This is a genomic window from Actinokineospora guangxiensis, assembly GCF_042657845.1.
GTDB lineage: Bacteria > Actinomycetota > Actinomycetes > Mycobacteriales > Pseudonocardiaceae > Actinokineospora > Actinokineospora guangxiensis.
This window is the reverse complement of sequence record NZ_JBHSKF010000002.1, coordinates 19,239-32,886: the sequence shown is the minus strand read 5'-3', so window position 1 is coordinate 32,886 and position 13,648 is coordinate 19,239. Positions and strand designations below refer to the sequence as shown.

The 13,648-nt window shown below is 69.5% G+C and carries 9 protein-coding genes; 8 read left to right on the top strand and 1 reads right to left on the bottom strand.

Annotated features, from left to right (window positions below; translation table 11 throughout):
- The first annotated feature begins 23 nt into the window (after nt 1-23).
- The 8 genes from ACFPM7_RS04010 to ligA all read left to right on the top strand — a co-directional run bounded on the left by ACFPM7_RS04010 (nt 24) and on the right by ligA (nt 12,751).
- Nucleotides 24-6,731, top strand: coding sequence for an RHS repeat-associated core domain-containing protein (locus ACFPM7_RS04010; protein ID WP_378243929.1), 6,708 nt, complete (start codon nt 24-26; stop codon nt 6,729-6,731).
- Between the two features lie 20 nt (nt 6,732-6,751).
- A complete protein-coding gene (locus ACFPM7_RS04005; protein WP_378243927.1) occupies nt 6,752-7,045 on the top strand; it encodes a hypothetical protein in 294 nt (97 codons plus the stop codon).
- Between the two features lie 688 nt (nt 7,046-7,733).
- Nucleotides 7,734-7,886: a hypothetical protein gene (locus tag ACFPM7_RS04000; protein WP_378243925.1), complete on the top strand. Its 153-nt coding sequence runs from the start codon at nt 7,734-7,736 to the stop codon at nt 7,884-7,886.
- 117 nt (nt 7,887-8,003) lie between these two features.
- The gene (locus ACFPM7_RS03995; protein WP_378243923.1) at nt 8,004-8,471 is read left to right on the top strand and encodes a hypothetical protein; all 468 of its coding nucleotides are present in this window, start codon (nt 8,004-8,006) and stop codon (nt 8,469-8,471) included.
- A gap of 82 nt (nt 8,472-8,553) precedes the next feature.
- Nucleotides 8,554-9,639 carry a WD40/YVTN/BNR-like repeat-containing protein gene (locus ACFPM7_RS03990; RefSeq protein WP_378243921.1) on the top strand — a complete coding sequence of 362 codons (1,086 nt, stop codon included), beginning with the start codon at nt 8,554-8,556 and terminating at the stop codon, nt 9,637-9,639.
- Nucleotides 9,639-9,920 (top strand): ubiquitin-like small modifier protein 1, encoded by a 282-nt coding sequence (locus tag ACFPM7_RS03985; protein WP_378243919.1) that lies wholly within the window; start codon nt 9,639-9,641, stop codon nt 9,918-9,920. The genes ACFPM7_RS03990 and ACFPM7_RS03985 overlap by 1 nt, the downstream gene beginning before the upstream one ends.
- Before the next feature lie 69 nt (nt 9,921-9,989).
- Nucleotides 9,990-10,580, top strand: coding sequence for a hypothetical protein (locus tag ACFPM7_RS03980; RefSeq protein ID WP_378243917.1), 591 nt, complete (start codon nt 9,990-9,992; stop codon nt 10,578-10,580).
- 32 nt (nt 10,581-10,612) lie between these two features.
- Entirely contained in the window at nt 10,613-12,751 is a 2,139-nt protein-coding gene (gene ligA, locus ACFPM7_RS03975; protein ID WP_378243915.1) for an NAD-dependent DNA ligase LigA, read from the top strand.
- Here the strand turns inward: ligA and ACFPM7_RS03970 are convergent.
- Nucleotides 12,748-13,389 carry an ACT domain-containing protein gene (locus tag ACFPM7_RS03970; protein ID WP_378243913.1) on the bottom strand — a complete coding sequence of 214 codons (642 nt, stop codon included), beginning with the start codon at nt 13,387-13,389 and terminating at the stop codon, nt 12,748-12,750. The genes ligA and ACFPM7_RS03970 overlap by 4 nt on opposite strands.
- Nucleotides 13,390-13,648 lie beyond the last annotated feature (259 nt).

Here is a 13,648-nt window from a genome sequence, read left to right as displayed (position 1 = left end):
GATCTCGTTCCCTGGGGAGAACAATGCGCTACACCCTGCTCAAGTCAGCCGCTGTCGTGGCGGTGATGGCCGTGGCCGCCACGACGGTCACCGCCGTCGCCGCCCCCGTCCCCGCCGAGGCCCGCGACGCCGGTCCGGGGGTGAGCAAGGAGCGCTCGGTCCCCGGCAAGGCGCTCGCGGTCAAGGTGCCGCCGCGGGCGGAGCTGCCCAACCACGTGCCGTCCACGGTCGCCTGGCCCGCCGCGGGCAAGGCGGAGCTGGTGTCCGGGGGCGCTCAGGCGACCTCCGGCGCGCCCGTGCGGATCTCGCGGGCGGCGGCGAAGGTGACCGTCGAGACGTTCGGGCGGGAGGTCGCGCGCAAGGCCCGGGTCGACGGGGTCGTGATGAAGGTGTCCGGGGCCGCGGGCGGGTCGGTCACGGTCGACCTGGACTACAAGGGGTTCGCGGGCGCCTATGGCGGCGACTACGGCTCCAGACTGACCTTCACCCAGTACCCGGCGTGTCTGCTGAGCACTCCGGAGAAGCCGGAGTGCAGGCAGGGCACGCCGCTGAAGTCGGCCAACAACGCCCGTGACAAGCGGCTCACCGCGGCGGTCCCGCTGACCGCCGGGCCGACCCGGCAGCGGAGCACCGGGACGGTCGTCGTCGCCTCGGCGGGCGGGTCGGGGTCCGGGGGCGACTACTCCGCGACCGACCTCGCGCCGTCCGGGTCGTGGTCGGCGGGGACCTCCAGCGGTGACTTCACCTACTCCATCCCGATGACCATGCCGACCGCCCCCGCCGGGCCCGCGCCGCAGCTGGCGCTGGCCTACTCCTCCGGCTCCCTCGACGGGCGCACCTCGGCGACCAACAACCAGGCCTCCTGGGTGGGCGACGGCTGGGACCTGTCCGCGGGCGGGTTCATCGAGCGCGGCTACACCGCGTGCTCCGACGACCCCGGCAACCAGGGCGGCACGCAGGTCGGCGACCTGTGCTGGAAGGACCTGCCGGACGAGGAGCTGACCGTCTCCCTCGGCGGGCTGTCCGGCAAGTTCGTCAAGGACACCGCCACCGGCAAGTTCCGCCCGGAGAAGGACGACGGCTCGCGCATCGAGAAGCTCACCGGCGCGGTCAACGGCGACGACAACGGCGAGCACTGGAAGGTCACCACGATCGACGGCACCCAGTACTTCCTGGGGCTCAACCAGCTGCCCGGCTGGACCTCGGGCAAGCCGGTGACCAAGTCGGTCTTCACCATGCCGGTCTTCGGCAACAACGCGGGCGAACCCTGCCACCAGAGCGCCTACGCGAACTCGGTGTGCACCCAGGCCTACCGCTGGAACGTCGACCTCGTCGTCGACCGCCACGGCAACGCCATGGCCTTCTACTACGACACCGAGATCAACCACTACAAGCGCGCCGGCCAGCAGGGCACCGACACCCCGTACGTCGCGGCGGGCCGCATCAACCGCATCGAGTACGGCCTGCGCTCCAACGCCCTGCACGCCCCCGCGCCCGCCCGCGTCGTGTTCGACGTCGCCGAGCGCTGCCTGCCCTCGGGCGCGATCACCTGCGCCCCCGCGCAGCTGACCGAGGCCAACGCCGCGCACTGGCCGGACGTGCCCTTCGACCGGATCTGCGCCGCCGGAGAGGACTGCGCGCAGCGGTACTCGCCCGCGTTCTTCACCCGCAAGCGCCTGACGAAGGTCCGCACCCAGACCCACGACGGCACCGAGCACGTCGACGTCGACTCCTGGGCGCTGCGCCAGCAGTTCCCCGGCGCCGCGGGCACCGAGCCGTCGCTGTGGCTGGCGGGCGTCACCCGCACCGGGCACACCGGCGGGACCGCGGCCCTGCCCGAGATCACCTTCGGCGGGCTGGCGATGGCCAACCGCGTCGACGCCACCGAGGGCCTGCTGCCGCTCACCCGCTACCGGATCGTCCGGGTGACCGGTGACGCGGGCGCGGTCACCGAGGTCGTCTACGCCGACCGCGACTGCGTCCGCGGCACCCGCATGCCCGCCAACCCGCACACCAACACCATGCGGTGCTACCCGGTGTACTGGACCCCGCCGGGCGCCCAGGAACCGGTCCTGGACTGGTTCCACAAGTACGTCGTCAAGGAGATCTCCGAGGACTCGGTCACCGGCGGACCGCAGGAGATCATCACGAACTACGAGTACCCGGGCGGCGGGGCCTGGCACTACGACGAGAACGACGACGCCGACGCCGCCGAGCGCACGTGGTCGCTCTGGCGCGGCTACGGCCTGGTCCGGACCATCCAGGGCGCGGTCGGCTCCACCAGGACCATCTCCGAGGTCCGCTACCTGCGCGGTATGGACGAGGACGTCCTGCCCAACGGCGGCAAGCGGGACGTGCACGTCACCGACGGCGACGGCGGCACCATCGAGGACGACGACCGCCTGGCCGGGTTCGAGCGCGAAACGCTGCTGCACAGCGGCGGCCAGGTCGTCTCGGCCACGGTCAACACCCCGCAGCTGATCGAGACCGCCAACGACGGCGCCGAGTCGGCGTACATGGTCCGCACCCAGCAGACCGAGACCCGCAGCCGCCAGGAGAACGGCCAGTGGCGGCGGACCAGCACGGCCACCACCTTCAACTCCCTCGGCCTGGCCACGCGCGAGGACGTGGCCGGCGATGTCGCCGTGACCGGCGACGAGACCTGCTCGGAGACGACCTACCTGAGCGACAGCGCCACCTGGATGCTGTCCTACGCCTCGCGCGTGCGGACCATCGCCAAGCCGTGCTCGGCCTGGCCGGGCACCGAGGACGACGTCGTCACCGACGTCCGCTCCTCCTACGACGGCCAAGCGCACGGCACCGCGCCCACCCGCGGCGTCGTCACCACGTCCGAGCGCTGGACCGGCGGCAGCACCTACCAGGTCGTCAGCACCACCGAGGTCGACGCCTACGGCCGCGTCACCAAGTCGACCGACGCCGACGGCGGGGAAACCCTGTCCAGCTACGAGCCCGCGACCGGTGTGCCGCACACCTACCGCGTGACCAGCCCGAACGGCTGGGTCACCACGACCGTCCGCGACACCGCGCGCGGCCTCGTGCTCGCCGAGATCGGCATCAACGGCGAGCGCTCCGACCTGGCCTACGACCCGCTGGGCAGGCTCACCGCGGTGTGGAAGCCGGGCCGCTCCAAGGCCGACGGCAAGTCCGCGAACGCCCTATACGCCTACCAGTACCGCACCGACGGCCCCACTGTCGTCACGTCGCAGTCGCTGCGGGAGAACGAGACCTACGCGGTCAGCTACGACCTCTACGACGGGTTCCTGCGGCCCCGCCAGTCCCAGACGCCCTCGGCGATCGGCGGCAGGCTGGTCTCCGACACCTTCTACGACTCGCGCGGCAACGTCGTGCGCACGCACAACGCGATGTACAACCTCGACGCCCCGGCGCCGCAGCTGTTCACCGTCGCCAACGACGGCCTGATCCCGAACAAGACCGTCACCGACTACGACGACCTGTCCCGGCCGCTGGAGCTGGTCCAGTACACCTCGGGTGTCGAGGTGTCGCGCACGAAGACCCGCTACAGCGGCGACAACACCTACACGACCCCGCCCAGCGGCGGCGTGGCCGTCGGCGTCATCAAGAACGCCAACGGCGCGATCGTCGAGCGGCGCGAGTACCACCAGCACAGCGCGAACGGCGTCTACGGCCCGTCGGCCACCTACGACTCCACCCGCTTCGCCTACTCCCCGCGCGGGCAGACGTCGAAGGTCACCGACGCCCAGGGCAACGAGTGGACCTACGAGTACGACAAGCTCAGCCGCAAGATCGCCGACACCGACCCGGACCGCGGCCGCACCACCTACGCCTACGACGCGCTAGACCAGCTCGTGTCCACCACGGACGCGCGCGGCAAGACGCTGGCCTACGAGTACGACTCCATCGGCCGCAAGATCGGCCAGTACGAGGGCTCGCTGACCGGGACCAAGCTGGCGTCCTGGACCTACGACACGCTCCGCAAGGGCGCGCTGACGTCCTCGACCCGCCACATCGGCCAGGACGCCTACACGACCCGGGTGGACAACTACGACAACCTGGGCAGGCCGACGAAGACGTCGGTGGTGATCCCGTCGGCGGAAGGGCTGCTGGCCGACACGTACTCCTTCGAGGCGAGCTTCTCGGCGGTCAACGGTCAGCTGCTGTCGGAGAAGATGCCCGCGGCAGGCGGTCTCGCCGCCGAGAACGTGATCCACACCTACGACGCCAACGGGCTGCCGAACTCCACCTACGGCCTCAACACCTACGCCTCCGACCACCAGTACTCCCCGTTCGGCGAGACCCTCCTGCTGGCGATGGGCGTGAGCCCGCGCCGCGCCTGGCTCAAGAACACCTTCGAGGAGGGCACCCGGCGGCTGACCAACGTCCTGATCACCCGCAACACCAGCGCCACCACCACCGCCCAGGCCGTCAACCGGTCGCTGAGCTACGACCCGGCGGGCAACATCACCCGCATCTCCGACGTCCCGGTGGGCGGCCCCGCCGACACCCAGTGCTTCGAGTACGACCACCTCCAGCGCATGAAGTCGTCCTGGACCCCGTCCTCGGGCAACTGCGCCGCGGCCAAGTCGGTCGCCGCCCTCGGTGGCTCGGCCAGGTACTGGCACGACTACACCTTCGACACGATCGGCAACCGCACCACCAAGACCAGCCACGCCACGGCGGGCACCACCACCGAGACCTACGAGGTCCCCACCTCCGGCCCGGCCTCGGTGCGCCCCCACGCCGTCAACGCCGTCGTCCGTGTCGGCCCCAACGGCACCGCCCGCGACGAGTTCACCTACGACGCCGCGGGCAACACCGTCACCCGCAAGATCGGCGGCGACACCCAGACCCTGGAGTGGAACGCCGAGGGCAGACTGACCAAGGCGGTGGAGGCCGACGGCGACGAGTCGACGTATGTGTACGACGCCAACGGCAACCGCCTGATCAAGCGCGAGCCGACGGGCAAGATCCTCTACCTGCCCGGCCACGAGGTCATCGCCCTCGCAGGCGCCACGACGACCACCGGCAAGCGCTACTACAAGCACGCGGGCGAAACCGTCGCCCTGCGCACCTCGGTGGCCGGCCTGACCTACATGTTCGGCGACCACAACGGCACCGACACGACCAACATCGCTCCCGGCAGTGGTGCGGGCAGCATGTTCGTCTCGCGCCGCAACTCCGATCCGTTCGGTGTTCCGCGGGGCACTCAGCCGAGCTTCTGGCCGGACGACAAGGGCTTGGTCGACGGGGTGAAGGACACCACGGGCCTGACGTCGATCGGGGCCCGCGAGTACGACCCGGTGACCGGCCGCTTCATCAGCGTCGATCCGCTGATCGACATGGCGGACTCGCAGCGGATGAACGCCTACGCCTACGCCAACAACAGCCCGGTGACGTTCACGGACCCGACGGGGCTGAACTTCAGCTGCATGGAAGGCATCCTGCGCTGCGGCAAGGACGGCGGCCGGGAGCGGGCGGCGGAGAAGGAGAAGAAGCGCCAGAAGAAGCAGGTCGTCCAGCAGCAGTCGAGGAAGCAGGCCGCTTCCGAGGCGGGCATCTCCGAGCCGGAGATGCGGCAGCTGGAGGAGGACGCGGCCTCGGATAAGGGCTTTTGGGGGGTGATGAAGGAGGAGCTTCCGGAGATCATCGGTGACCTGACGGGGTTGAGCGATATCCGGGACTGCTTCACGAACTTCGACATCTGGGCGTGTGCTGGGCTGATTCCGGTCGGACGGCTGTTCAAGCTGGCGGCGAACATCGGCAAGGTCATCGGCGCTGTGCACAAGGCGCTGAAGTGGGAGGAGCGCGTCAGCAAGGCCCGCGCCCGCCTCAGCGGGGTGTACCGCCGTACCGAAGATCTCGTTCGCCAGGGGATGGCCAAGCTCGACGATGTCGCCGACACTGCAGGCGCCACGTGTAAGCGCCACAGCTTCCCGCCGGGCACCAGAATCCTGTTGGCGGATGGCTCAACGAAGCCGATTGAGACCGTAGTCGTCGGCGACAGGGTACTGGCCACTGACCCGCACGGTCGGACCACGAGTTCCCAGTCGGTCACGGCAACTTGGTTGCACAGCGATGAGCCCGACCGCACCACGTTGATGGTGAAGTCGAGTGCTTCGGCGAAACCCGAGGTCGTCTCGGCGACGGACTGGCACCCGTTCTGGGTGGACAACAAGAAGTCCTGGGCCGCAATTAGTGATGTTGCTGCTGGCGATGACCTCGTCTCCCATTCTGGACAAAGGCTGCGCGTTGTCGAAGCTTGGAAGTCTCGAGTGGTCGGCGTGGTGCACGATCTGACGATTGATCGTGTCCATTCCTACTATGTCATGGCTGGCCGCTCCAGCGTCTTGGTCCACAACTGTGGGACCCCGACTGATGACGATGCGGTGCCGGGGATCGTATGGCGCTCGCTCGCGAGAGGTGAGGATCCGGCGGTGGGGCTCAGGGCGCGTGATGTCTCCGCTGACAGTGTTTCCCCGCTTTCGCACGTCGCTGGTGCGAAGCGGACCCCGTGGGTGTCGACAAGTAAGCTTCCCAGTGTGGCTTTCGACAAGTACAACGGCGGACATGGCGTGGTCGCCATCGATCTCAGCCGAGTGGTCGGCACGGTGGAAGACGTGTCATCGGGATTCCCGGGGAAGGGGAGGATTGACGCCTACGCGAAACGTGACCAGGAAGTGCTCATCTTCGGTGAAGTGCCCGCTGACGCTATTGTGGGGTACTGGCCATGAGGTCTCACGATGACCCGGCTGTGTTGGAAGCGCTCGACCTCGCCTGGGATTCCGATGAAGGCTTTCTCGGGCAATTGCGTTCGGGAAGATTCTTGGCCGAGGCGGGCGCCGGTTATCTCGTACTCCTGCAGTCGATCGAAGTAAAGGAAGGCGAGCGCCTTCATGCGGACTTCGTCCGGCTGACCTGGTTCGCGCCGATGTTCATGGAGTGGAATGTGGAGCGGGCGGTGAATCGCGGAGCTGACAAGGAATCCGTGCATCGCATCGTCGATCAACTTCGGGAGCGAATCATGGAACTGCTCGGCACGCCGTGATGGCACAGGACGTCTTGGTGGTGATCGATCCTCGGAAGAGGCTGTCTTCCGTAGTCTTCCAGTGCAGATGGCTGGGAGGTGATGGGGCTGCACCACGCCATGACCGATGTCTAAGCCGTCGTCATGCCAGCGGGCGGGGTCTACCGCACGGAGGACGGCGGGAAGTCGTTCGCCCCCAGCGACAAGGGCCGACAGGTCGCCGATTCCTTCCTCTTATCAGCGGCAGAAGGCGACATGACGATCCCGGACGAACTGCGGGCGGCGCTTCAGCATCTCCGTGCGATGCGTGCGTTGCGACCTGGGGGAGGTGACGATGGGGCGCGGCGGCGCTGGTGTACGGACATGGCCGCGGCGCTGGAATCGGTTGCGGCCACCGCGGTGTTCGTAAGCGACAGTGAGCAGGCGTCCGTGGAGGCCGCTGAGTATCGGCGGAAGGCCGCTGAGCGAAGCGGGATATGAGACCGGCTTGACAAGGACATCTGCGGTCGTCGCTGGTGCGGCATGGTTCCGGCCGCAGCGGCCGGACGCCGACATCGCTGCTTTTGATGCCGCAGCGCGGGAGTTTGCCGGCGACTCGACCTTCCGGTTGTCATCTGCGGAGCGCGCGGCTCGGTCCTGCTCGCCGCGATCGGGGGTGATGACCGGTTGGTGCGGTTGGCCGAGGTTCTGATCCGGGCAGAACGAGCTGGTGGAGCCCGCGCTGGGGAAGCCTGAGGAGGTCGTGGCGATCATGACCGGCCTGGCGGCGCACCTGTTGCGCGAGCCCGCAGTCCGCCCAGGCCAGGTGACCGACCTCTTGGTGATAGCGGAGGCAGTGGTCGACGAGGCCATCAAGCGCTAGGCGGGTGCGAAGGCCGAAGATCTCTTCGACGCGGTCCTACGTGGTCCGAAGCCGAAGTGGTGCCGAGCAGTCTGACAGTCATGCCGGGAATGAATTGCGGTTGATATGATTCTCATGGTGATCGCCTCGGGTACGCCGAGCAAGGTGGCCGAATATGAACGAGCGGCTGCGGGGTACGCCGATCTCGAGGTCCGGTTCGGTTCAGTCCCTGAGACCGGGGCGGATTGTGATGCCGTGGTGATCACGGTGCCCATCGCGCATGACTGGCACGGAGGGTTTCCGGTCATCGGCAGAGCGCAGGTTCTGCTCAATGAGCGAAACGATGACTCTCCTCCGTTCGTGGTCACCACGATTCCGTTCGAGATCGGGAACTTTCCTGATGTCAGTGATTGGAGCGGTGAGTACGAGTACATGCGGTCGGTGTTGGAAGCCGGGATGAGAGAGCTGGTGAGCGTCCTGGGTGAGGCGTCGCTTCGGGTGCTGGTGCACAGCGACGGGGCCGGTTTCTCAGGAATGTCGGCTTCGGCGCTGGTCGAGGCCGTGGTGCACGTCAGCGCAATCGACTACCGCGTCCTCGAATCCTGAGCGGGAAGCCGGGGGGGCGAGGACATCTGCGGCTGTCGGTGGTGCGGCGTAGCGTGGCGCGCACCACAAGCGAGGAGGGGCGATGGCGCAGGACGTGTTGGTGGCGATCGGTACTCGGAAGGGGCTGTTCCTGGCCTCTTCCAGCGCAAACGGCTGGGAGGTGACGGGGCCGCACCACGCCATGACCGATGTCTACGCCGTCGCCATCGACACCCGGGGCGACACCCCGCGTCTGCTCGCCGGGGTGACCTCCGAGCACTGGGGTCCCGGCGTCGCCACCAGTGACGACCTCGGCAAGACCTGGCACGAGCCCGACCGCGCCCCCGTGGCCTTCCCCGCCGACACCGGAGCCGCCCTCACCCGCGTCTGGCAGCTCGCCCCCGGGCCGAAGGACCAGCCCGACGTCGTCTACGCCGGTGCCGAGCCCTCCTCCCTCTTCAAATCCACCGACGGAGGCCGCACCTTCGACCTCGTCCGCGGCCTCTGGGACCACCCCCACCGCGAAACCTGGGAGCCCGGCTTCGGCGGCCAGGCCGTCCACACCGTCATCCCGCACCCCGCCAACCCCGACCACGTCACCGTCGCCATGTCCGCGGGCGGGGTCTACCGCACCGAGGACGGCGGGAAGTCCTTCGCGCCCAGCAACAAGGGCATCAAGGCCTACTTCATGCCCGACCAGTTCCCCGAGTACGGCCAGTGCGTGCACAAGCTCGCCCAGCACCCCGCGCGCCCCGACCGCTTCTACGCGCAGAACCACCACGGCGTCTACCGCAGCGACGACGCGGGCGTGACCTGGAAGTCCATCGCCGACGGCCTGCCCTGCGACTTCGGCTTTCCGATCGTGGTGCACCCGCACGATCCGGACACCGTCTACACCTTCCCGATCGTGGCCGACGGGCACCGCTTCCCGCCCGACGGGCTCTGCCGGGTCTACCGCAGCCGCGACGCGGGGGAGACCTGGGAGGCCCTCGACAACGGGCTGCCCAAGAACCCTTACTGGACCACGATCCTGCGCGACGCCATGTGCGCCGACGACGCGGACCCGGCCGGGGTGTACTTCGGCTCCCGCTCCGGCGACGTCTACGGCAGCCGCGACGGCGGCGACAGCTGGGCGCTCATCGCCCAGGACCTGCCCGATGTGCTGTCGATCCGGGCGGCGGTGGTCTGATGGTCGTCGTCCGGCTGCCGGGGGTGTTGCGGCCCAAGGCCGAGGACCGCGCGGAGGTGGAGGTCGACGTGCCCGCGGGCACGACGCTCGGGGAGGTGCTCGACGTGCTCGCCGAGCGCCATCCCGGTCTGGAGCGGAAGCTGCGCGACGAGCAGGGCGACTTGCGCCGGTACGTCAACTTCTACGTCGACGGCGAGGAGTGCCGCCGTCTCGGCGGCAAGGACACCCCGCTGCCCGCGGGCGCGGTGGTCCAGATCATCCCGTCGGTCGCGGGCGGGTAGCGGCGCGGGTGGTGGCGACAGTCCGCCATCGCGCGGCCGAGCGGTTCGCGGGCCGATAGCGTTGCCCGGGTGACCCCCACCGAGCGCGCTGAGCGGTTCTGGACTTCCTGGCACGAGGTGCTGCCCACGATCGCCGCCGCGCTCGGGGACCGGGAGCCGCAACGGGTCGAGCAGCTGCTGTGCGACCTCGTCGCCGAGCTGCACCCGGATCTGCACTTCGCGCTGGAGCGCGGGGAGCGGGCGATCTACGCCTTCGTGGTCACCGGGCAGGAGGACCCCGAGCTGCGGCCGGTCACCGACGCCTGGAAGGCCGCCGCGCCGCCGGACGACGCGATCTGGGAGTTCCACGACTCGGTGCCGCCGGTGCCCGACCCGACGCTGGTCACGGTCAACATCGGGCAGCACCGGGTCTCCCTCGCCGATGTCCGGGTGCACGCGCAGGTCGACGGGGACGTCATCGACGTCGCCGTGCACCACCCGCTGCTGTCGGAGCTGGCGCCCGACATGCGCCAGGCGATGACCTTCATGCCGCTCGACGCGACCCTCGGCGAGCGGGTGGCCGGCAAGCGGCTGCGGCGGGTGGAGACGGCCGAGCAGGAGCCCGAGGACACGATCGGGTTGCTCGAACTGCGCGACCTCGTGCGCGGTCTGCCGAGCTGAAAACGTCAGTCCCCACAGCTAGTCTTGGGCCTGTGACCAGTGAGAACACTGAATCTCCCGATGTCCCGGCTCAGGTGCGAGACCGCCACGCGGTGCTCGCCGAGGAGCTGCTGGGCCACCAGTTCCGCTACTACGTCCTGGACTCCCCGGCGATCTCCGACGGCGAGTTCGACGCCCTGCTGCGCGAGCTGGCCGAGCTGGAGGAGCGGTACCCGATCCTGGTCACCCCCGACTCGCCCACGCAGCGGGTCGGGGGGACGTTCTCGACCGAGTTCGCCGCCCACGACCACTTGGAGCGGATGCTCAGCCTCGACAACGCCTTCGACCTCGACGAGCTGTCCGCCTGGGTCGAGCGGGTGCGCCGCGAGGCCGCGGATGCGCGCTACCTCTGCGAGCTGAAGATCGACGGCCTCGCCGTGAACCTGCTCTACCAGGACGGCCGCCTCACCAGGGCGCTGACCAGGGGCGACGGCCGCACCGGCGAGGACGTCACGCTCAACGTGCGGACGATGTCCGGCGTCCCCGAGCGGCTCAGCGGCACCGAGGAGTTCCCGGTGCCGACGCTGGTCGAGGTGCGCGGCGAGGTGTTCTTCGAGGTCGAGGAGTTCCTGGCGCTCAACGCGCGGCTGGTGGAGGCGGGCAAGCCGCCCTTCGCCAACCCGCGCAACACCGCCGCGGGCTCGCTGCGGCAGAAGGACCCGCGGGTGACGGCCTCGCGCAACCTCAAGCTGATCTGCCACGGCTTCGGCAAGCGCGACGGCTTCGAGCCGGTGGCGCAGTCCGAGGCCTACCGGGCGCTGACGGCGTGGGGCCTGCCCGTCTCGCCGCACACCGTGGTCCTCGACAAGCCGGAGGACCTGGCCGAGCACGTCAAGCACTGGGGCGAGCACCGCCACGACAACTCCTACGAGATCGACGGCGTCGTCATCAAGGTCGACCAGGTAGCCCTCCAGCGCCGCCTCGGCACCACCTCGCGCGCCCCGCGCTGGGCGATCGCCTACAAGTACCCGCCGGAGGAGGCGACGACGACCCTGCTGAACATCGAGGTCAACGTCGGCAGGACGGGCCGGGTGACCCCGTTCGCGGTGATGGAGCCGGTGAAGATCGCGGGCTCGACGGTGTCGCTGGCGACGCTGCACAACGCCTCGGAGGTCAAGCGCAAGGGCGTGCTGATCGGCGACCGCGTCGTCATCCGCAAGGCGGGCGACGTGATCCCCGAGGTCCTGGGCCCGGTGGTCGACGCGCGGCCGGACGACGCGCGCGAGTTCGTGATGCCGACCGAGTGCCCGGTCTGCGCGACGCCGCTGCGCCACGAGAAGGAGGGCGACGCCGACATCCGCTGCCCGAACGCGCGCGGCTGCCCGGCGCAGCTGCGGGAGCGGCTGTTCCACCTGGCCGGGCGGGGCGCATTCGACATCGAGGGGCTGGGCTACGAGGCGGCCTCGGCGCTGCTCACCGCGGGCGCGGTGGCCGACGAGGGCGACGTGTTCGACCTGGACGAGGACAAGCTCATCCGGGCGGACCTGTTCCGCACCAAGGCGGGCGAGCTGTCGGCCAACGGCCGCAAGCTCCTGGCGAACCTGGACGTGGCCAAGCAGCGTCCACTGTGGAAGGTCCTGGTGGCGCTGTCGATCCGCCACGTCGGCCCGACGGCGGCGCAGGCCCTGGCCAGGGAGTTCGGCTCGATCACCGCGATCCGCGACGCCGAGCAGGAGAGCCTGGCAGGTGCGGAGGGTGTGGGCCCGACGATCGCGGCGGCGGTCACGGACTGGTTCGCCGTCGACTGGCACGCCGACGTGGTCGAGAAGTGGCGCGCGGCAGGCGTGCGCATGACCGAGGACCGCGACGACTCGGTGCCCAGGACCCTGGAGGGCCTGTCGATCGTGGTCACCGGCAGCCTGGCGACCTACTCCCGCGACGAGGCCAAGGAAGCGATCATGGCGCGCGGCGGCAAGGCCTCGGGCTCGGTGTCGAAGAAGACGGCCTTCGTCGTGGTGGGCGACGCGCCCGGATCGAAGTACGACAAGGCCGTGCAGCTCAAGGTGCCCGTCCTGGACGAGCCCGGCTTCACCCTCCTGCTGGCCGACGGCCCGGACGCGGCCCGCGAAGCGGCCACAATCGGCGACGGCACGGAACGGCCGTCACCCCCCGTCAAGGAGGGTGACTCCTAGTCCGGAAGAACCACCGACACGATCCCGGCCAGGTGCGCCAACCGCGCCACCTCGGCCGCCCGGAACATCGGCCCACCGGGACGCCCCACGAGCAGCACCCGCTCAGGCTTGCCGACCGGCGTGGCCGCCAACTCCGTGCCCAGCTCCCGCCACGTCTCCGGCACCCAGCTCTCCTCGCCGTCGAGGACCGTCGCCCGCGCGAGCGGCATCCACGGCAGATCGAGTTCCTGCAGCTCAGGCGCCGCCGTCGACGCGGCCAGCCGCCCCGACGGCCCGATGACCAGCGCCCACCCCGCCCGGATGATCTTCGGGACGCCTTGGGTGAAGATCGCCAACCCGCCCTTGGGGTCAGCCGCGACCTCCTCGACCAGCTCCAACTCCCGGTGCGTGTCCAGCACCCCCGCATACGGCCGGACCGCGTCCACCTCAACACCCTCGACCGACTCGGCCGCCGTGATCAGCACATCCGGCAGACGCCCACCAGGCAGCTCGACCACGAGGTCGTCAATGGCCGTCCCACCGACCCGCTCCACCACGTCAACACTGAGGATGTCGGCCCCGATGGCCCCTAGCGCGGTAGCCACCGCACCCAGCGTGCCCGGGGAGTCCGGGAGCTGGACCCGGATCAGGAATGACACCTCGAACGCCTCCGCACATCGTCGACCTCACAGCACCGGACTCCCGACCGGTCGCCATGCCGACCGCTGATTGTCGCAGACACCTCCTCCGCCCGGTCCACCCCGGACCGCATGGCGGGATAAACGCACGCCTCACCCCCACCCCATCGGACCCCGCCCCCGAAAACAGAACCACCACGCAACCCCGAGGGAACCGGCCTGGAACCCGCCAGGGACCCACGAGGGACCCACGAGGGAGCCGGGACCAACCCGTTCGAGC

What these genes read in the sequence shown, in the direction of transcription:
- ACFPM7_RS04010 (WP_378243929.1), top strand. Translation starts at nt 24, where the DNA reads ATGCGCTACACCCTGCTCAAGTCAGCCGCTGTCGTGGCGGTGATGGCC.
- ACFPM7_RS03990 (WP_378243921.1), top strand. Translation starts at nt 8,554, where the DNA reads ATGGCGCAGGACGTGTTGGTGGCGATCGGTACTCGGAAGGGGCTGTTC.
- ACFPM7_RS03985 (WP_378243919.1), top strand. Translation starts at nt 9,639, where the DNA reads ATGGTCGTCGTCCGGCTGCCGGGGGTGTTGCGGCCCAAGGCCGAGGAC.